At 70.1% G+C, this 17,943-nt stretch carries 18 protein-coding genes and 2 pseudogenes; 8 read left to right on the top strand and 12 right to left on the bottom strand.

The genetic code is table 11. The annotated features are described in order from the left end of the window. Positions 1-170: 170 nt before the first annotated feature. Positions 171-545: a hypothetical protein gene (locus tag ACWD4J_RS17130; RefSeq protein ID WP_451396198.1), complete on the bottom strand. Its 375-nt coding sequence runs from the start codon at positions 543-545 to the stop codon at positions 171-173. 639 nt (positions 546-1,184) lie between these two features. On the opposite strand from ACWD4J_RS17130, the gene ACWD4J_RS17135 reads away from it, so the two are divergent. The 4 genes and pseudogenes from ACWD4J_RS17135 (at position 1,185) to ACWD4J_RS17150 (ending at position 3,246) form a co-directional block, all read left to right on the top strand. Further along, positions 1,185-1,535, top strand: coding sequence for a MerR family transcriptional regulator (locus ACWD4J_RS17135; RefSeq protein WP_067004705.1), 351 nt, complete (start codon positions 1,185-1,187; stop codon positions 1,533-1,535). A gap of 684 nt (positions 1,536-2,219) precedes the next feature. Next, a complete protein-coding gene (locus ACWD4J_RS17140) occupies positions 2,220-2,678 on the top strand; it encodes a helix-turn-helix domain-containing protein (protein ID WP_451396199.1) in 459 nt (152 codons plus the stop codon). A 3-nt stretch (positions 2,679-2,681) separates the two neighbouring features. Next, a pseudogene (locus tag ACWD4J_RS17145) lies at positions 2,682-2,954 on the top strand (PIN domain-containing protein); the annotation flags it as partial. A gap of 76 nt (positions 2,955-3,030) precedes the next feature. Further along, positions 3,031-3,246, top strand: a complete 216-nt coding sequence (locus ACWD4J_RS17150) for a hypothetical protein (RefSeq protein ID WP_451396381.1) — start codon at positions 3,031-3,033, stop codon at positions 3,244-3,246. Between the two features lie 206 nt (positions 3,247-3,452). On the opposite strand, the gene ACWD4J_RS17155 is transcribed toward ACWD4J_RS17150, so the two are convergent. The 7 genes from ACWD4J_RS17155 to sigJ form a co-directional block, all read right to left on the bottom strand. Then, positions 3,453-3,575, bottom strand: a complete 123-nt coding sequence (locus ACWD4J_RS17155; RefSeq protein WP_451396382.1) for a hypothetical protein — start codon at positions 3,573-3,575, stop codon at positions 3,453-3,455. Continuing rightward, complete coding sequence (locus tag ACWD4J_RS17160) at positions 3,572-4,504, bottom strand: SGNH/GDSL hydrolase family protein (RefSeq protein ID WP_451396364.1); 933 nt, start codon at positions 4,502-4,504, stop codon at positions 3,572-3,574. Before ACWD4J_RS17160 ends, ACWD4J_RS17155 begins: the two co-directional genes overlap by 4 nt. A 194-nt stretch (positions 4,505-4,698) precedes the next feature. After that, on the bottom strand, positions 4,699-4,833 hold the full coding sequence (locus ACWD4J_RS17165; protein WP_451396200.1) for a hypothetical protein: 135 nt from the start codon (positions 4,831-4,833) through the stop codon (positions 4,699-4,701). Positions 4,834-4,892: 59 nt separating this feature from the next. After that, the gene (locus ACWD4J_RS17170) at positions 4,893-5,627 is read right to left on the bottom strand and encodes a DUF4232 domain-containing protein (protein ID WP_451396201.1); all 735 of its coding nucleotides are present in this window, start codon (positions 5,625-5,627) and stop codon (positions 4,893-4,895) included. Positions 5,628-5,817: 190 nt separating this feature from the next. Beyond that, on the bottom strand, positions 5,818-6,006 hold the full coding sequence (locus tag ACWD4J_RS17175; protein WP_451396202.1) for a hypothetical protein: 189 nt from the start codon (positions 6,004-6,006) through the stop codon (positions 5,818-5,820). A 540-nt stretch (positions 6,007-6,546) separates the two neighbouring features. After that, a complete protein-coding gene (locus ACWD4J_RS17180; RefSeq protein ID WP_451396203.1) occupies positions 6,547-7,743 on the bottom strand; it encodes an NAD(P)/FAD-dependent oxidoreductase in 1,197 nt (398 codons plus the stop codon). Positions 7,744-7,836: 93 nt separating this feature from the next. Then, complete coding sequence (sigJ, locus tag ACWD4J_RS17185) at positions 7,837-8,781, bottom strand: RNA polymerase sigma factor SigJ (RefSeq protein WP_451396204.1); 945 nt, start codon at positions 8,779-8,781, stop codon at positions 7,837-7,839. On the opposite strand from sigJ, the gene ACWD4J_RS17190 reads away from it, so the two are divergent. Further along, complete coding sequence (locus ACWD4J_RS17190; RefSeq protein ID WP_451396205.1) at positions 8,780-8,956, top strand: hypothetical protein; 177 nt, start codon at positions 8,780-8,782, stop codon at positions 8,954-8,956. The genes sigJ and ACWD4J_RS17190 overlap by 2 nt on opposite strands. 52 nt (positions 8,957-9,008) lie before the next feature. Here the strand turns inward: ACWD4J_RS17190 and ACWD4J_RS17195 are convergent, their stop codons facing one another. Together ACWD4J_RS17195 and ACWD4J_RS17200 are read right to left on the bottom strand one after the other, a co-directional pair. Then, on the bottom strand, positions 9,009-10,376 hold the full coding sequence (locus ACWD4J_RS17195) for a cryptochrome/photolyase family protein (RefSeq protein ID WP_451396206.1): 1,368 nt from the start codon (positions 10,374-10,376) through the stop codon (positions 9,009-9,011). Positions 10,377-10,392: 16 nt separating this feature from the next. Then, positions 10,393-11,904: an SDR family oxidoreductase gene (locus tag ACWD4J_RS17200; RefSeq protein ID WP_451396207.1), complete on the bottom strand. Its 1,512-nt coding sequence runs from the start codon at positions 11,902-11,904 to the stop codon at positions 10,393-10,395. 210 nt (positions 11,905-12,114) lie between these two features. On the opposite strand from ACWD4J_RS17200, the pseudogene ACWD4J_RS17205 reads away from it, so the two are divergent. Together ACWD4J_RS17205 and ACWD4J_RS17210 are read left to right on the top strand one after the other, a co-directional pair. Next, a pseudogene (locus ACWD4J_RS17205) lies at positions 12,115-12,686 on the top strand (hypothetical protein); the annotation flags it as partial. Positions 12,687-13,059: 373 nt separating this feature from the next. Then, positions 13,060-13,833: a polysaccharide deacetylase family protein gene (locus ACWD4J_RS17210; protein ID WP_451396208.1), complete on the top strand. Its 774-nt coding sequence runs from the start codon at positions 13,060-13,062 to the stop codon at positions 13,831-13,833. 66 nt (positions 13,834-13,899) lie between these two features. Here ACWD4J_RS17210 and ACWD4J_RS17215 read toward each other — a convergent pair whose 3' ends face one another. Both ACWD4J_RS17215 and ACWD4J_RS17220 read right to left on the bottom strand, forming a co-directional pair. Beyond that, positions 13,900-15,300: a phosphatase PAP2 family protein gene (locus ACWD4J_RS17215; protein ID WP_451396209.1), complete on the bottom strand. Its 1,401-nt coding sequence runs from the start codon at positions 15,298-15,300 to the stop codon at positions 13,900-13,902. A gap of 226 nt (positions 15,301-15,526) precedes the next feature. Beyond that, entirely contained in the window at positions 15,527-16,234 is a 708-nt protein-coding gene (locus ACWD4J_RS17220) for a DUF4232 domain-containing protein (protein WP_451396210.1), read from the bottom strand. Between the two features lie 174 nt (positions 16,235-16,408). Between ACWD4J_RS17220 and ACWD4J_RS17225 the strand changes: the two genes are divergently transcribed. After that, complete coding sequence (locus ACWD4J_RS17225; protein WP_451396211.1) at positions 16,409-17,794, top strand: helix-turn-helix domain-containing protein; 1,386 nt, start codon at positions 16,409-16,411, stop codon at positions 17,792-17,794. Positions 17,795-17,943 lie beyond the last annotated feature (149 nt).

Raw genomic sequence — 17,943 nt, forward strand, 5'->3', positions numbered from 1 at the left:
ACCCTCCCCCCCACACACAGAGTCTAGGTTTTGTACTTGGCGGTCTGATTATGGTTCGAGCTGCTTGGGGGCGCCTTCTGGGCCCTGCCGACGCGCGTCGGCAGGGCCCCCACCGCTGTGTCGCCGACCGCTCGGAAAGCGCCGGCCAGGCAACGGGCGGAGGCAGCGTCTCACCGGTCGAAGCGGATGAGATCTCCTACGGTCCATGCGCTGACGTCCTTGATCGCGACTCGGTACATGCCGCCCGTCTCCGGGATGCCGAGGCTGCCCTGCAGGATCCGAGCGAGATGAAAGTGCAGATGCGTGGGCGCCTCGCCGCGACCGGGCCGGTTCCCTCGCGGACCGCGCGCAAAGACGTCCGAGAACGGGCCGAGACGGTCCGAGTCCTTCAGGACCTCCGCCACCCGCTCCCTCCACACGGCCTCCGGAGCCAGCCGGCCGGTGATGACGGCGCCGCCGACGACCACGGTCAGCGACATCTGATTGCTTCGCTCGGACTCCACCGCGGCGGAGATGGCGACGAGCAGCTCATCAGGGTTCGACATGACAGCACAGCTTATTCGGCCCACCTGTATCAGGAACCGCCCGTGGGGCCGCAGCAGTTGCGCGCTCGGCAGGAGGCGGCTTCCGCCAACCGGTGAGGCCCGATCGCGGCAGGCTTCTTCCTTCACCAGAAGGGTGAAATCTGCTTTTGCATGAGTAGATTTTCGTTCCTGACATGGGTATGCTTCTTCTCGTAGACACGGTCGACGAGACCCGCCAGACACGAACTGGCGGGTGGCTGAGTACGAAGTACGCAGGTCAGTGCGGCTCTCGAGCCTCGAAGCCAGAGCGTTCTCAGAACGGGTGACGGGACTGGGAGCCGCACTGGGCGGCTCGCACGTCGAGGAGCTGCCAACAGCAGTACCGGTTCACTCAGTGGTTGATTCAGAGAGGAACGGAGGAGCAGACGCCATCAGGATCGCCCGGCCCGAGAAGCACTCGGCCCGGGTACCGCAAGACCCCGGAATGGATGGTGGTCCCCGGTCAAGCAGCTGCGATCCCCCCGCACCCCCCTCTACGGGTCGGCTAGCGGAAACAGAAGGTCGGCACAGCAGTAGGGCCGACAGATGGTGTTCAATTTCCTCCGGGGCCCTGGTGCCGTACGCACCAGGGCCCCTCGACGCGTTGCACAACGAGGTGACATGACATCGGACAACCCCCTGAATGATCGTCTGGACGACGACGACTACCCCGCGTACACGATGGGCCGGGCAGCCGAGATGCTCGGCGCCACCCCGGCCTTCCTCCGGGCCATCGGTGAGGCTCGTCTGATCACTCCGCTCCGCTCGGAGGGAGGACATCGCCGGTACTCCCGCTACCAACTGCGGATCGCCGCGCGCGCCCGGGAGCTCGTCGACAAGGGGACTCCGATCGAGGCCGCGTGCCGCATCGTCATCCTCGAGGACCAGCTCGAAGAAGCGCAGCGGATCAACGCCGAGTACCGTCGTGCCGCCAGCGAATCGGCGGGCCGTGCCGGCTCCGACTCCGCCTGAACACGCGGGCGCGTGCCGTATCCGGAACGCCGTCTTGCGGCCGGAGGAGAGCACGGCTCGGAAAGTCGCCGGTCCGCTGCTGCCGGACCGACGCCGCCCTCGCCTCCGGGAGGAGCACCCCGCCGGAAGGGCTGTGCACTCGCCAAGGGTCCCCGGGCATGTCGACGGAGACAGCGGCGCCAAGCGCAGAACCCGTTCGCGCAAGCGCTTCGGCTGGCGTCCTTCGACGCCGTGCCCACCGCGTGCCCATAAGAGCGGACGACCAGGGTCACCAGCGGTACCAACCGGCCCGTGCAACGGCGCAGGCGTATCCCATCCCCGCAGGTCAGCCGCCATGCGACTGTCCAAGCGCCGTCGCTTCCCAAGCTGAGAGCGCGAGTTCGATTCTCGTCACCCGCTCTTCTTGAAGCCCCAGGCCAGCGGCCTGGGGCTTACTTGTTGTCCAGACCTTTTGTCGCCCCTAGCGCCCCCGACACGGCTTGAGAGTAGGGCACGCAGAGGGCGCGGGGTCCCCCTCGGCACATTGGGCCACCGCCTTCCCCCTCCTCAACTGCGTGGCCCGGCACGCCTCTTGGCGCACCGGGCCACGTCCCATGTTTCACTTGTTGCGTTTATTTCGATTATTTCGAATAATGGGGCACAGGCAGACTCGACGCCTGCCTCCCGCACCGACAGGGGCGCACCATGACCAAGACAGACATCCGACCCGTGAAGCTGCCACCTGAGAAGACCGCGGCCGCAGCTCACGCGCTCGCACAGGTCCGCAGCTACCTGGCGGCACACCAGGACCTCGCAGAGATCACCGTGACGGTCGAGGACGGAGAGCGCGAGCCCCTCGCCCTACCCCGCGAGGCCGTGGAACTGCTCGCCGGCATGCTGGCCCACCTGGGGGCCGGCCGCGCCGTCTCGGTCGTCCCGTCCGACGCCGAGCTCACCACACAGCAGGCAGCGGACATGCTCAACGTGTCGCGGCCATTCCTGATCGGCCTGCTCGAGGCCGGAGAGATCGAATACCGAACCGTCGGCACGCATCGGCGGATCACCGCGTCATCGCTCCTTCAGTACAAGCGCATGGACGACCAGCGTCGCCGCGAAGCCGCCGACGAGCTCACCCAGCTCGGCCAGGAAATGGGAATGATCTAGCACATGGCCTTCGTCGCCATCTACGACGCCAACGTCCTCTACCCCAGTACCCTGCGCGACGTCCTCATCCGAATCGCGCAGGGCGGCCTCGTCCAAGCCAAGTGGACCGATCAGATCCTCGACGAGACATTCCGCAACATCCTCAAGAACCGGCCGGACATCCCGCCCGAGAAGCTCGACCGTGTCCGCGCCTTGATGAACGCTGCCATCCGGGACTGCCTGGTCAAGGGACACGAACCACTGATCGATGCCGTGGAGCTACCGGACCCGGACGACCGGCATGTCCTGGCCGCGGCAATCCGGGCCAAGGCACAGGTCGTCGTCACCTTCAATCTGAAGGACTTCCCTACCGATGCCCTGGCCCCCTGGGACGTCGAAGCTGTATCCGGACGCCTTCCTGGAGGCACAGATCGATCTGGCCCCGCAGGTCGTCTACGGCGCGGTGCAGAGGATCGCGGACAGCTGGCGAAAGCCGCCAGGCACAGTGGACGACGTGATCGCAAGGCTGGAGCGGCAGGGCCTGGTGGCTTCGGCGGCAGCCCTGCGAACGCTTGCGGTCACTCCTTGACGGGCCCTTCCCGTGCGTGCCTCGGCTACGCCGCTCACCCGCCGGAGGCGGCTGGTCGGGCGTGCGCCCAGGCCAGAGGCCAGATTGTGACTCTGAGCTGCGACGTTGCAACGAGCGGGCTTGGTCTTCCCAAGCTGAGAGCGCGAGTTCGATTCTCGTCACCCGCTCCATTTGAAACCCCAGGTCAGCGGCCTGGGGTTTGCGTTTTAGGTGTACGATCCGGCGCCGTAGGCCACCGCGCGGGTGCCGGTGAAGGTGCAGGTGCCGCCCTCGCTCGCGCACCGGGTGAAGCCCGGGCGCAGGGTGTCGGTCCCCGGCGCGAACTTCACCCCAGCGCGGACTCCACCAGGGAGGCCGCGGTCTTCATGCCGGCCTCGTTCGGGTGGTATGTGGTCCGTCCCGAGGCCGGCTTGTACTTCTCCACCCACGGGTCGGCCGCGCAGGCGTCGTGGCCGTGGCTGGCGGTGGCGAAGCGGACCAGGGTCGCCCCGGTGTCGTTCGCCGCGTCGATGTACGCCTGCGCCAGGCGGACGGCTACGGTGCGCTCGAACACCCGCTGGTCGGCGGTGAGCGGTACACCGGTGCAACCACCGGTGTCGGGCAGGAGGGTGGAGTAGCTCACCAGGAGGACGCGGGCCTGCGGGGCCCTGGCGTGGACGGAGTTCACGACGTTCTCGATCCGCCGGCCCACCACGCCGAGGGCGGTGTTGATCGCGGCCTGGTCCACGGTGCCGCAGTTCGTGCCGCCGCTGTTCTGGCAGGAGTACGTGACCATGCTCCCCAGGTAGTTGACGTCGTTGCCGCCGATGGTGATCGTGACCAGGTCGGTCCCGCTGTTCACGGCGTTGATCTGCGGCGGCTGCGAACCCTGGTTGGTGGTGAGGATGTTCGCCGTCGTGGCGCCACTGCAGGTGACGTCCGTCAGGTTCGCCCCGATGTCGCGGGCCACGATGCTCGCGTAGTTGTTGCCCGACCGCGCGCACGCCGCCGCCCCACTGCTCGTCTGCAGCGGCGGGATGCTCGGTCCGGCGGCGAACGAACTGCCCATCGCGACGTAGTCGAGACCGGCCGCCGTGGTCGAGGCGGTCCCCGCCTGAGCGGTCTTCGTGGTGACCGAGTCGGCGGTCAGGGTCAGTTGGGCCTTCGACTGCCGGCTGGAGCCGTCCGCTGTGGCGCCGCCGCCGCAGGCCGTGAGGGTGAGCGCACCGATGACCAGGGCCGCACAGGCCATCAGGGCGTTTCGTCGGGGTGTGTCCATTGCCACGAGGTGCTCCTGTCTGATGGTTCATGGGGTGTGGTCCGCTCCGGTGCTGTCAGAGGAGAGCACGCAGTGCCGCATGTGGTTACTGGTGAGACCACGTGATGGCTGTCGCGTGACAGAACCAGGACATCCGGAGGGCCGGCGGTCGCCCGCTGTGACGCGTGCGCAACTCACCGTCGGCGATGGAGAGTTCAGACCGCGTGGCCGCGGCGGAGGACCCCCGCCTCCGCCGCCGCGTGGCCCGTGGTGCCCAGGACGATGACCTGGAAGGCCGCACCGAAGTAGGCGGTTACGAAGCGGGAGATCCTGCGGATGCTGCTGCGCATGGTGGGTTGCCTGCCTTCCGGGTCCGTGAGGTGCTGTTCGTCGAACGGGCGGTCAGGCGTCACCAGTTGGTGGCGTCGCTCATCGACTGCTGCCAGTACGTGACCTTGATCGAGTCGTCGATGTAGGCGCCCTTGGCGGGCAGCGACGGGTGGGCGGCGGCGCCGACGCTCCCGCTCATGGAGCGACCGTAGAAGTAGACGGTCAGGGACTTCGCGGTGCGGCCGTTCGTGCCACTGCCGTCGGCGGCGGACAGGCTGATGGCCGCGTATCCGGACTGGCCCGGCTCGAGCGTGACGACTGCCTGCGGCTGCGAGTCCTCGATGACCGGAGGCTCGGACTGGGCGTCGGTGAACTGGACGCTCGGGTAGCCGTAGAGGAAGCAGGCTTTGCTGCCGGTGTTGGTCACCGTGAGCAGCATGTGGTTCACGGGGCGGTTCAGCGGGGCCGCCACTGTCTTGGTGTTGGACCCCTCACAGGTGACCGGCTTGCCTGACGAGCCGGGCGCCTTCGGCGCGGAGGCACCGGCGGCGGGCTTCGAACCGGCGGTGGTGGACCCGGCGGTGGACTTGCCGCCGGAGGAGCCCGTCGAGCCCGTGGAGCCGGTCGAAGCCGTGGAGTTGGAGTCCGCGTCCGACGAGGCCGCACCGGACGAAGGGCTCGTGGAGGTGGTCGCCGCTGCGCCCCCGTCGTGGGCGCCCGTTCCGTCGTTGCAGGCGGTCAGGGAGAGCGCGGCGAGAACGGCGGTCACGGCGGCGGCTGCGAGACGGGTGCGGGAGGTACGGAGATCGGACATGTTGCTGTGCCCCTTCGGTGCTCGGGTGGCGGTGGTGATCGGATGACCGAAGCTTGTGAGGTGATCCGTCCCAACCGCCACGCACAACGGGGTATTGGGGACGCTGGAACGCCGAAATGCACTCTGACCAGCGAGAACACAGTCACCCTGGAACGGGCGAATGGGATGCAGGGACTGCGGGGAACGGGTGTCAGAGGCAACAGGTCTCGTCATCGCCTTCGGTCTCGGGGAAGGCGAAGAGCAGCAGTCGGCCGTCGGGAGGCAGGGGCAGGTCCGTTGCGTCGGCGGGCAGGGCCGCGAGGTCGATGGAGGCGACGAAGGGGTGGGCGGGGTCCGGGGTATCGGCCGGAAGCAGGAGCCGACCACCGAATCGGCCCACGACCGGCCCGTCCCCGCCCCGCGTCAGCGTCGCACAGGGGCGGGCGGTGGCCAGCCATCGCTCTACGTCGTCGGCCGGATGTCCCGCGCAATCGCCGTGTCACGGAAGGGACCTAACCGGTCCCACATCTCAGGAGTCATGCGCACACCGTAGGGGGAGGCACTGACACAGCCACTTCGAAGCCGCGGCGGGCAGCCGAGGAGCCGCCTGGTTCCCTGTCCTGGCGAACCCGGCGTGGCGTGAACCACGCTCAACAACGGTGCGATCCTGCGCTCCCGGGCGCCACACCAGAGCACGTACGCCCAGGTCAGAAGGCATCCGCCCCTGCAAGCGCCGTCGCTTCCCAAGCTGAGAGCGCGAGTTCGATTCTCGTCACCCGCTCCATGGAGAAGGCCCAGGTCAGAGACCGGGGCCTTTTTGCTGTTCATGGTGATCAGTCGCCGCGTACGTGGTGAACACGTCGGCCCGGCGGTCGTCGCCGCGAAGACCCACAGCGGAGCGGGCGCCCTCTCATCGAGGGCGCCCGCTCCGGTGTGCGAGTCAGGCCGATGCCTTGACCGCCGAGCCCGCCTGGGCCGGCTCCCGCACCACGCGGCGGCGCCGGGTCGGCATCCCGGCCGTCGGGTTGGCGACGCCCCAGGCCGCGCTCTTGCAGATCAGCTCCTTGTAGACGGCGGCGAGCCGTCCTGTCAGGGCCGCCCGGACGGCGCGGTCGTCGGCGGTGACGAACTGGATCAGGCCTTCCCTGCGTCCCAGCGAGATGCACTGCTGGAAGTAGCGGAGCGGCGCGTTCGGGAGCTTCCCGCCGGTCAGGCGCGCAGCGATGGCGTCGGCGGCCTGCCACGCGGTGGGCACGCCCGAGGCGCACGACATGCGCAACGGCTTGTCGCCGGGGCCCATCACCATGGCCGCGTCGCCGATGGCGTACACGTCCGGGTGCGAGACCGAGCGCATGGTCCCGTCGACCACGATCTGGCCGGTGTCGGTGACCTCCAGGGTGGTGGCGTTCGCGATCGGGTGGACGGCGAAGCCGGTGGTCCACACAGTGACCGCGGCCGGGATGGACGTGCCGTCGGCGGTGGCGATGCGGTCGGCCTCGACGCCGGTGACGGCGGCGTGCTCGTGGACAGTGATGCCGAGCTTGTCGAAGACCTCCCGCAGGTGCCGGCGGCCCTTGGGCGAGAGCCAGTCGCCGAGACCGCCGCGGGCGGCGAGGGCGACGTCGAGGTCCGGGCGGGCCTCGGCGATCTCGGTCGCGGCCTCCAGGCCGGTGAGGCCGCCGCCGACCACGACCACGGGCTGTCCGGCGTCCAGGCGGGCCAGGCGCTCGCTCAGCCGGAGCGCTCCGGGGCGACTGGCGATCTCGTGGGCATGCTCGGCGGTGCCGGGGACGCCCTGGTCGTTCCAACCGCTGCCGAGGGCGTACACGAGGGTGTCGTACTCCAGCTCCTCGGCGCCGTTCGCGTCGATGACGGCGACGGTCTTGCGGTCGACGTCGACACCGGTGGCCTTCGCGAGCTTCAGTTCGACGCCGGTGCCCGCGAACATCTCACTGAAGGGACGGGGCTTGAGGTCCTGGCCGACCGCGAGCTGGTGCATCCGGACGCGCTCGACGAAGTCGGACTCGGCGTTGACGAGGGTGATGGCGACGTCTTCCCGGTGCAGCCGCTTGGCGAGGCGCCCGGCGGCGATGGCTCCGGTGTAGCCGGCTCCGAGGACGATGATGCGGTGCTGCATTTCTCGCTCCTGTCTTCAGCGGATTCCGGCCCTTGAACCGGGCAGCCCGCCGTTTCCTGACAGGAACGCACTGTGAAGCACGTCACATCAGAGTCAGAAGGCGTTGAGCAGGGGTTCGTCGTGGTCGGTGGCCGCCCATCGCCGGGTCGCGCGTTCGAGCTTGTCGGGGTTGACCTGGTTGCGGAACGCAGCGATGCCCTCGGCGGTGACCTCCAGGCACATGACGCCGACGACCCGGCCGTCGACGACCGCCACGATGGCGAGGTCGCCGTTGGCGGTCGTGACGTAGACCTCGGGCGAGCCGCCGACCAGGTCGCGCTTGGCCTTGCTGGGCTTGAACAGGCCCCGCATGAACTTCGCGACGGCGAGGGCGCCTTCGAACGCCTTGGCGCGGGCCGGGACCTTCCCGCCTCCGTCGCCGATCGAGATGGCGTCCTGGGTGAGCAGCCGCACGAGTGGCTCGGTCCGGCCGCTGGTGGCGGCCGCGAGGAACTCGTCGACGATCCGCCGGGCGGCGGCCTCGTCGATCTCGGTGCGGGCCTTGCCGTCCGCGACGTGCTTCTTGGCGCGGTGGAAGATCTGCTGGCTGGCGGCCTCGGTGATGTCGAGGATCTCGGCGATCTCCCGGTGCGGGTAGTCGAAGGCCTCCCGCAGCACGTACGCCGCCCGCTCGTTCGGGGAGAGGCGCTCCAGTAGGGCGAGTACCGCGTACGAGACCGATTCGCGCTGTTCGGCGGTGTCGGCCGGGCCGAGCATCGGGTCCCCGGCGAGCAGCGGCTCGGGCAGCCACTGGCCCACATAGGTCTCGCGCCGCGCGCGGGCCGAAGTGAGCTGGTTGAGGCACAGGTTGGTGAGAACCTTCGTCAGCCAGGCCTCGGGGACCTCGATGTGGTCGACGTCGGCGGCCTGCCAGCGCAGGAACGTCTCCTGCGCGGCGTCCTCGGCCTCGCTCGCGGAGCCGAGAAGGCGGTAGGCGATGGCCTCCAGGCGGGGCCTTGATGCCTCGAACCGGTCCACGTCGCTCATGGTCATGGCCATGGCCCGGATCCTAGCTCTCGCGGCGCGCGGCGGGAGGGGAGTCGGTACAGACCCCGGTACGGACCTGACGGCCCGGCCCAACGGCGGCCGCGTCCAGTCCGAGGACGGACTTCTGCAGACCACTCTGGCCATCCCGAAGGAGCTGGGCGGCGCCGGCAACGCCACCGCTGTTTGATGGGATCTGCCGGCTCGTGGAGTTCAGCGACCCAGGGTCGGTTCTCGTCCGGTCAGTCGGCCCCCCGCCCCTTCTTGAAGCGGGCTGCGGCCTCCGTGAGATCCACGATCGGGGCGGGGTAGTCCAGGCCCGCACGGGTGGCTTCGTCGAGGTGTGGGACACGGTGGATCGTCCTGGCGTCGAGGTTCCGGAGCTCGGGGAGCCAGCGGCGTACGTACTCCCCGTCGGGATCGAACCGGCGTGCCTGGACGAGGGGGTTGAGGATCCGGTTCGGGCGGGTGTCGGTGCCGGTCCCGGCCACCCACTGCCAGTTGAGCTGGTTGTTCGCTATGTCACCGTCCACGAGGAGGTCCAGGAAGTGGCGGGCTCCCACCCGCCAGTCCACGTACAGCGTCTTGGCGAGAAAGCTTGCCGCGAGCAGGCGCGCCCGGCCCGGCATCCAGCCCTCGTGGCGGAGCTGCCGCAGGGCCGCGTCGACGATGGGGTAGCCCGTGCGGCCGTCCTGCCAGGCTTCGATCTCCTTCGTGGCGCGGCGCCAGCGGTCGCGCCGGGGGCGGTAGTCGTGGTCGGCCGCGTCGGGGCGGGCCGCCAGGACCTGGTGGTGGAAGTCCCGCCAGGCGAGTTGGCGGACGAAGGCATGCGCCCCGGGGTTGTCCTGTGCACGGGCCCGGTGCAGCAGTTCGGTGGGTGAGAGACAGCCGAAGTGCAGGTAGGGGGAGAGCCGGGAGGTCGCGTCGGCGGCCAGGTCGTCGTGCTGGTCGTCGTATGCGGACAGCGGGCCGGACAGCCATGACCGCAGCCTGCGGCGGGCCTCGGATTCACCGCCGGCGGGCAGGCCCGGCGACGTGGGGCCCGACGCGAGGGACTCCGTGCGAGGAAGGCCGGCCGAGCCTACGTCCGGTACCTGTACGGCGTCCGGTGCCGGCAGGACGCCGCGTACGGAGAAGCTCTCCCATCGGCGGAAGTACGGGGTGAAGACCGCGAAGTGGTCCTTGTCCGCCGGTGTCAGCGCCCCCGGCGGTACGGCCGTCAACGAGGCGCCGTGGACGCGTAGTTCGCGTCGGCCGCCGGCCAGCTCCGCGCGCAGCCGGTCCTCGCGCCGTGCCGCGTAGCGGCTCACCCCGCCCGCGATGTGCACCGCAGCAGCCCCGGTCTCCGCCGCCACCCGGCAGGTCTCCTCGACCACGTCGCCGACGCGCACCACCAGTCGGCCGCCCCGAGCCCGCAGGGCCGCATCGAGGTCGGCCAGGCTGTCGGCGAGGAACGCCGCGCGGTTGGGTACGACGAAGCCGGTGCGGCGGATGCCGGTGTCGACGACGAAGAGCGGGACCACGCGTTCCGCGTCTCCCAGGGCGGCCTGCAGGACCGGGTTGTCGTGCACCCGCAGGTCCGCGGTGAACAGGGCGACGGAGACGCGCACGGATCCTTGAGCCCCCTCAGTGGGTACGGGCTGGTTCCTGGGCGGCCGATTCAGCCGTGGTGGCGATGTTGCGGGCCATGCCGCCGAAGACCGCGGCGTGGAAGGGGGCCACGCCCCACCAGTAGGCGTGCCCGGCCAGGCCGTGCGGATGGAACAGGGCCCGCTGCCGGTACACCGTGCGCCCCTGTGGATCCCGGTCGACGGCCATCTCCAGCCACGCCAGGCCCGGCAGCCGCATCTCCGCCCGCAGACGGAGCAGCCGGCCCGGCTCGATCTCCTCCACGCGCCAGAAGTCCAGGCTGTCGCCGACCCTCAGCCGGGTCGCGTCCCGGCGGCCCCGGCGCAGACCGACACCGCCCACCAGGGTGTCCAGCCAGCCCCGCAGGGACCAGGCCAGCGGCGAGGAGTACCAGCCGTTCTCGCCGCCGATCGCCTCCACCACCCGCCACAGTGCCTGCGGCGATGCCGCGACCGTGCGCTCGCGGTGATCCGTGTAGAGGCTTCCGCCCGCCCAGTCGGGGTCGGTCGGCAGCGGGTCGCTGGGGGCGCGGGGAGTCGACGCCGAGGACCACCTGGTGGCCACGTCCGCGTCCTGTACGCGCCTCAGAGCCAGCCGGATCGCCCGGTCGAGGGTGACCGGTCCCTCCGGCGGGTCCGGCACGTAGCGGACGATGTCCCGCTCGGCGCAGACCACCTCGTGCTTCAGCGACTCGACCAGCGGGCGCGCGAGAGCGCCCGGCACGGGGGTGACCAGACCGACCCAGAGGCTGGACAACCGGGGGGTGAGCAGCGGAACGGGCAGGATGACCCGCTTCGGCAGCTCCGCGATGGCTGCGTACCGCCGCATCATCTCCTGGTACGTGACGACATCCGGCCCGCCGATGTCGAAGGCTCGGTTCACGTCGTACGGCAGCCGCGCGCACCCCACGAGGAGGCGGAGCACGTCACGGACGGCGATCGGCTGGATGCGGGTGCGCACCCAGCTCGGAGTCACCATGACGGGCAGTCGCTCGGTCAGATACCGCAGCATCTCGAACGAGGCCGAACCCGAACCGATGATCACCGCTGCCCGCAGTACGGCGGTCGGCACCCCCGAGGCCAGGAGGATGCGGCCCACTTCGGTGCGGGACCGCAGGTGGGGCGACAGCTCGTACTCGGGCACTCCGGACGGGGTCAGCCCGCCGAGGTAGACGATCCGCCGGACCCCGGCGGCGCGCGCCTGCTCGGCGAAGATCCTGGCCGCGCGCCGGTCTCTCTCTTCGAAACCCCGCCCCGTGCCCAGCGCGTGCACCAGGTAGTACGCGACGTCCATTCCCTCCATCGCCGAGCGCACGGACACCTCGTCCGTCACGTCCCCGCGCACGGCCTCCGCCTGCCCGGCCCACGGATGGTCCCGCAGCTTGCCGGGCGAGCGGGCCAGACAACGCACGGAATGCCCGGAGGCCAGCAACTCCGGCACCAGCCTGCCGCCCAGGTAACCGGTGGCACCGGTGACCAGACAGCGCAGCGGCCTGTCCTCGTCGGTCATGTCGATCGCACGTACGCCGGTCGCGTGCGCCTGGTCCGGCGACGGGCGGCGGACCTGACCGCAAGAAACGTCATGGCTCTCATGTCTCCCCGGGACGTGCCCCTCCCAAGGGCTCTGTCGCGCTCCACCTGAGCCCATGGTTGGATCCGGGGACGATTACCGCAACCTCACCTGTTCCGGCCGGGGGCGGACACCGGCGTCGACCCGCGGGCCGGGCGGCTCACCACGCGCAACGAGTACCTGACGGTCGTCGGCCGCTTCCACGACATCCCGGCCACCCTGCGCGACTTCACCCACCACATCCTCAGCGGCGCCCCCGACAACTGGCCCGCCCACATCGCCGGTCACCCCCGGCCGCCACCCTCACCTTCGTCCTCCTGAACCGGGCCGGGCTGCGGGGCGGCGGCTGGGCGGGCGCCTGGTGCATCACCGTCGGCGCGACGGCCTGCGTGGCTGCACTGGTCGCGGTGCGGGCGCTGGCCGACGAGAGCCTGGCGCGGCGGGCGGCACCCTTTCTGGCGCTTGCCCCCGCCGCCGTGTGGATGGGTACCTCCGCCGACGGGTACTTCACGGCGGTCGCCGCCTGGTCCGTGGCACTGCCGGCGCTCGCGGTGACCGGACGGTCTGTGTGGTGGGCGGCGCTTTCCGGACTGCTGTACGGCCTGACCTGCTACCTCTCGTACGGCCTGACGCTCTTCGCGCTGATCGGGGCGGCGGTGCTGGTGCTGGGACGGCACGGGGTCCGCGAGCGCCCGGTGGTCCTCGTCCTGCTGGCCGCTGGGGACGACCGCCGCCCCGCCCGAGCGCGTGGCGGCGTACGCCCCCGGCCTGGCGCCACGACGCTGAATTGATCCAGAACTCAGGGCATCCGTACGGCCGAGCCGGCCGGCGAGGCGCCCGGCACGGGCTTCGGAGTCGAGGCTGAGGGGCGTCACTCCGGCGGGCCACCGCGGTGGGCACGCGCCGGTGCCGGTGAGACGCGGGATCGGGCCAACCGGCCCGGTTCCGGCCGCTGCTCGCCGAGTTGTCCGCGAACTCCCCCGAGATTGTCCGTGATCGGTAACGGACGCATCCCGGGGCCGCCGTCCCTCGTCCTGCCAGGTGGTCACAAGGTGATCGAGGATCAGCGAGGAACTGCGCGAAAGCGGGGCGGACATGGCACGGCACAACGGCGGGCGGGGCTGGTACGGCAAGGTGCTCGGGGCGGCGCTCGGGGTGACGCTGCTCGCGGCCGGTGCCTCGATGTGGACGGCGCAGGCCGGTGCCGTGGGCGGCTCGTCGCCGAAGGCGACCGCGTCGGCCACGCCGGGCAGTGACGTCAAGCCGGTCGCGGTGACCATCGCGCACGCCTCGGACAAGGGGGCGCGCGGCGTCAACATCACCATCGACGACGGCCCCGACCCCGTGTGGACGCCTCAAGTGCTCGACGTGCTGCGGGAGTACGGGGTGAAGGCCACGTTCTGCATGGTGGGAACGCAGGCGCAGGCCCACCCGGACCTCGTGAAGCAGGTGGTCGCGGCCGGGCACCGACTGTGCGACCACTCGGTGTCGCACGACACCACCATGGACAAGAAGTCCGAGGCCTACCAGTCGCAGGAGATACTCGGCGCCGAACGCATGATCACCGAGGCGTCCGGGGGCGTACGGCCGATGTACTACCGGGCGCCCGGCGGGGCCTTCACCCCCTACAGCCGCAAGCTCGCCGCCTCCCGGGGCATGCGCCCGCTGGGCTGGAACGTGGACTCCAAAGACTTCGAGCGGCCGGGCACGGACGCCATCGTCGCCACCGTCGAGCGGGAGCTGTCCAACGGGCCGACGCTCCTCTTCCACGACGCGGGAGGCGACCGCTCCCAGACCGTCGAGGCCCTGCGCCGGATCCTCCCCTGGCTCAAGGAGCAGGGCTACTCCTTCGGCTTCCCGGTGCGCTGAGCCCCGGCCCTGGCCGGTCCGGGCGTTCGAGGTCCCGGCCTCGGCGCGCCGGGTACACCAGCAGCTTCAGATCAGTTCGGGTCGCGGTTCCGGTTGCAGTGCTGGTGCGGCCTTCGGTTCCCACAGCGCGGTGGTCCGCACGTAGCCGTAGACCACTGAGGCCGTCGCCAGTAGCAGAAGTGGTCCGGACACATACGGATGCTTGGCCATCTCCAACGGCAGATAGCGATAGGACACCAAGAACGCGGCGAAGACCGTTGCGCCATAAGCGACCAGCTGGATCCCCGAACGATCCCAGCCTCGGTCGAACGAGCGCAGAGCTGCCTCGATCGTGAGCGTGAACACCACGCCGGCAATGAGATCCGCGCCGTAGTGGTAGCCGAATCCCAGCGTCGCGGCGAGCGTGGCAATCAGCCAGAACGTGCCTGCCCAGCGCAGAATCCGTGGGCCCTTCCGGGAATGGATGAAGATCGCGGTGGCCCACGCCGTGTGCAGGCTGGGCATGCAGTTCCGTGGGGTGATGTCGTCGAACGGCATGGGGTGCGGGATGGCGATCGGTGGCGGTGTGTCCGGCCACAGGTCGGCCACCGCCCAGTGCCCGCTGGGCGGCGTTTCCGCCGACCACAGGCTGACCGCCGCCCAGTGGTCGGTGCCGGTGCCGTAGGCGAAGACCGGTCCGACCACCGGGAAGATCATGTAGACGGCCGGCCCGAGGAGGCCTATCACCAGAAAGGTGCGCACCAGGTGGTGGCGCGGGAAGCGGCGCTCTGCCGCCACATTGCGCAGTTGGTACAGCGCGACGACGACCGCGGCCACCGCGAGCTGACCGTAGACGATGTCGAGAAAATTGAAGCCGATCCGGCCGGTGGCCGTGACAATCCGGCCTACCAGCCACGACGGGTCGCCCAGCGCGTGATCGGCGGTTGCCACGTACTGGTCGAGCACCGTTGGGCGGGTCGTCGAGGTGATGAGGAGCCAGATGTCGCCGGTCTTGCGGCCGGCCACCAGCAGCAGGCCCAGTCCGACGCCCTTCAGCAGCAGGACACGTTCCCGGCCGGTACGACGAGTGACGGCGATGACCGCATGGCCCAGAATCACCCACAACGCGCCGTTGCCGAAGGGGTGGCCGTCGTTCACCTCGGCGTCGAACGCCCACCGGACCACAAAGAAGGCGACGTCGATACCGATCGCGGCGCCAAGCGCGATGAACCGTTGCCGCCAGGTGAGCACCACCATCATCAACGCCATACCGGCGTACAGCAGGAATCCAGATTTGGGAGGGAATACCACCTCTCGCACCTGGTTGGTGATCGGCCCTGGCAGGCCGTAGCGACGCGCGGCGAACTCCAGCGCAATGAGGAGTCCGAGGGCCGCGACACCCGCTACGGCCCAGAGTCTCGCCCGTGGTTGACGCCATACGGAGAACGTGACTCTGCTGGTTATTCGCGAAAAAAACCGCGATGGCATATGTCTCAATTTTTAGTCGATTTTCTAGATGTCGGTCAAAGGTCGGGGTGGGTTTCGCTCGTCACCTTCCAGTCGCACCGCTTTCTCCCTCACGAAAGCCACGCGACCAAGTTTGGCCGTAAGCGCTGTCTCTACGACGCGCACCCCCAGGGGAGCAGACGGAGGAGCGACGGCGCCGGGTCGCCGCGGCGTCGATGCCGCGGCGACCCGGCCGCGCGCTCAGGCGTCACCAGCTGACGGCGTCGTCCATCGACTGCTGCCAGTACGTGACCTTGAGCGAGTCGTCGACGTAGACGCCCTCCGCGGGCAGCGCCGGCTGAGCGCCCGTGCCGACGCTCTCGTTGCCGGAGCGGCCGTGGAAGTAGACGGTCAGGGACTTCACGGTGTGGCCGTTCGCGCCGCTGCCGTCGGCGGCGGCCAGGTTCACGGAGGCGTAGCCGGACTCGCCCGGCTTGAGCGTGACGACCGCCTGCGGCTGCGAATCCTCGATGACCGGAGGCACGGCCTGGGCCTCGCCGAAGCGGACGGCCGGGTAGCCGTAGAGGTAGCAGCTCCTGCTCCCCGTGTTGGTCACCGTGAGCAGCATGTGGTTCACGGGACGGTTCAGCGGGGCCGCGACCGTCTTGGTGTTGGACCCCTCGCAGGTGACCGGCTTGCCGGAGGAGACGGGCGCCTTCGACGTGGAGGCGCCGGTGGCGGGCTCCGTGGTGGCGGTGCCGGACTTGGCGCCCGAGGAGGAGCCGGAGCCGGAAGAAGCAGCGCCGGAAGAGGAAGCGCCGGCGGAAGAGGGGGGCGTGGTCCGGGTGGTGGCCGTCGAGGCACCCTCGTCGTCGATGCCTGTTCCGTCCTTGCACGCGGTCAGGGAGAGCGCGGCGAGAACGACGGTCGCGGCGGCGCCGACGAGACGGGTGCGGGAGGCGCGGAGGTTGGACATGTGGCTGTGCCCCTTCGGTGTTCGGGTGACGCTGGTGCTTGGATGACCGAAGCTTGTGAGGTGATCCGTCCCAACCGCCACGCACAGCGGGCAGTTGGGGACGCTGGAACACCGAAACGCGTCTGACCAGGCAGAACGCAGTAACCCTGGAATGCGCGGCTGGAACACGGAGGGATGGGGGAACGGGTGTCAGGGGCGACGGAAGCCGGGCGGGCGGAGGCGTTCGCGCAGCTGCTGCGGGAGCTCAAGGACCGCTCGGGACTGAGTTACGGGGCGCTTGCCAAGCGGCTGCACATGAGTACGTCGACGCTGCACCGCTACTGCAACGGCACCGCGGTGCCGGTCGAGTACGCACCGGTGGAGCGCCTCGCAAGGGTCTGCCGGGCAACGCCACAGGAGCTGGTGGAGTTGCACCGGCGCTGGATCCTGGCGGACGCGGCACGGGGAAGCAGGGCGGATCAGGTCGCGGCGACAGGGGCGGCCCAGGAAGCCGGTTCGGCGAGTCCGGCCGGTCCGGCTGATGCGCCGGAAGCGGAAGCGGTGGGGTCGGTGGATCCCGGCTCAGCGGCACCGCCCGGACAGGGCGCGGGTGAAGGCGAGAACGGTGAGCCGGTCGTCGTCGACGTGCCGCGCGAGCTCACACCGCAACATCGCCCCCTTCGTCCCCTTCGCCGCCGTACCGTGCTGATCGCCTCCGTCGCGGTGGCGGCCGTGCTGGGGGGCGTCGTGCTCGCCGTGCGCCCGTTCGGCGGCGGGAACGACACCGGCGACCAGCAGGCGGTCGGCGCCCCCGCCACCATCGGCCGCACGGCAGGCACCGGGAAGCCGTCCGATTCCCCGTCCCCGAGCGCGAAGGGACACGAGCCGTCCCCATCGGTCTCTGCCACCACCGAGTCCGAGGGGGCCAAGGCCGGTGCCTCGACGGGCGGCGAGCAGGGCGGGGCCCGGCGCACCGATGGCAACACCGTCCCGCTCACTGTCGGCACCCGCCCCTACGTCTACGACAACCCGTGCAGCCAGCACTTCCTCGTCGACAGCGAACCGGCACAGGTGGGCCCGCCCGCCAGCGAGCAGGACGCGCCGCGCTGGGCCGCCGCGTACGGGGCGGTGTCCTCGGGCTCACAGGAGATCGCCCTCACCGTCCAGGGCACCGGCGAGGACACCGTCGTCCTGGAGGCACTGCACGTGCGCGTCCTCACCAAGGGCGCGCCACTCGCCTGGAACGACTACGCCATGGGAGTCGGCTGCGGCGGCGGCGTCGAGACCAAGTCCTTCGACATCGCTCTCGACAACGGCAGCCCCACGGTCACCGTCAAGGGCGGCCAGCGCGACTTCCCGTACAAGGTCAGCGAGTCCGACCCGGAGGTCTTCTACGTCACGGCCCACACCACGGCGCACGACGTCCGCTGGGACCTCGCCCTGGACTGGTCCAGCGGCAGCCGCCACGGCACCGTCCGCATCGACAACGACGGCACCCCGTTCCGCACCAGCGCCGATGTGGGTCGTCCCGGCTACGACTACCCGCTGGGCGGCAGCGAGTGGATCGAACGGGACAGCTGACGGATCCCGGCGGGCGCGCCGTACATGTCCCGGCCTCCGTCCCTCCGCAGGCGGGGAGCCGGCATGCGCCGCTGCAGCCGTCCCCCCTCCCGTCGGAGAAGGGGGGACGGCGGGAAGCTTCCTCTCGCATCATGAACTCGCCGATGCGG

The sequence above is a fragment of the Streptomyces sp. NPDC002577 genome (genome assembly GCF_053594815.1).